Genomic DNA, 1,062 nt, shown 5'->3' on the forward strand with positions numbered 1-1,062 from the left:
TCATGGGCCTGTACTGGGCGGCCTCGGCCGCGCTGATCACCTTCTTCGAGCACCAGCACTCGGGTGCCGCGGCGAAGATCGCCGGTGCCGCGATGGAGGGCAAGGAGGTCCGCTTCGGCATCCCGGGCAGCTCCCTGTTCGCGGCTTCGACGACGCTGACCTCGACCGGTGCGGTGAACTCGATGCACGACTCGTACACGCCGCTCGGTGGCGGGGTGACGATCCTGAACATGATGTTCGGTGAGATCGCGCCGGGCGGTACGGGTTCGGGTCTGTACGGCATTCTGGTGCTGGCGATCGTGACGGTGTTCGTGGCGGGGCTGATGGTCGGCCGCACGCCGGAGTACCTGGGTAAGAAGCTGGGTGCGCGGGAGATGAAGTTCGCCTCCCTGTACATCCTGACCACGCCGGCGATCGTGCTGTGCGGCACGGGTCTGGCGATGTCGCTGAGCGCCGGTCACGGCGGCGGGATGCTGAACTCCGGTCCGCACGGCTTCTCCGAGGTGCTGTACGCGTTCACCTCGGCGGCGAACAACAACGGTTCCGCGTTCGCGGGCATCACCGTGACCAGCAACCACTGGCAGGAGGCCCTGGGCCTCGCGATGGCCTTCGGCCGGTTCCTGCCGATGGTGTTCGTGCTGGCGCTGGCCGGTTCGCTGGCCAAGCAGCAGCACACGCCGGAGTCCACCGGCACCCTCAAGACCCACAGCCCGCTCTTCGTCGGCATGCTCTCGGGCGTCGTCCTGATCGTGGTTGGGCTCACCTACTTCCCGGCCCTCGCGCTGGGTCCGCTCGCGGAGGGCCTGCACTGATGTCCACTCCCACGCTCAACTCTCCTGCACAGACACCCGATCCCTCGAGAGCACAGACCCCGCAGACGGAACTCCCGGCCGAGCGTCGCATCGGCGGCGGCCTGCTCGACCCGAAGCAGCTGCTCAAGTCCTTCCCCGACGCGTGCAAGAAGCTCGACCCGCGCGTCATGTTCAAGAACCCGGTCATGTTCGTGGTCGAGGTCGGCTCCGTGCTGACCACGATCTCCGCGATCGAGAAGCCCAGCGAGCC

1 protein-coding gene and 1 pseudogene are annotated in these 1,062 nt (G+C 67.3%); both read left to right on the top strand.

What is annotated here, in order from left to right:
* Nucleotides 1–812 (top strand): potassium-transporting ATPase subunit KdpA (locus DN069_RS38825; protein WP_165845839.1); only part of this gene is annotated, 812 nt, incomplete at its 5' end.
* Nucleotides 812–1,062 (top strand): annotated as a pseudogene (locus DN069_RS38830) (potassium-transporting ATPase subunit B); the annotation flags it as partial. The gene DN069_RS38825 and the pseudogene DN069_RS38830, both read left to right, overlap by 1 nt.

This window comes from Streptacidiphilus pinicola (assembly GCF_003258295.1).
Classification (GTDB): Bacteria; Actinomycetota; Actinomycetes; order Streptomycetales; family Streptomycetaceae; genus Streptacidiphilus; species Streptacidiphilus pinicola.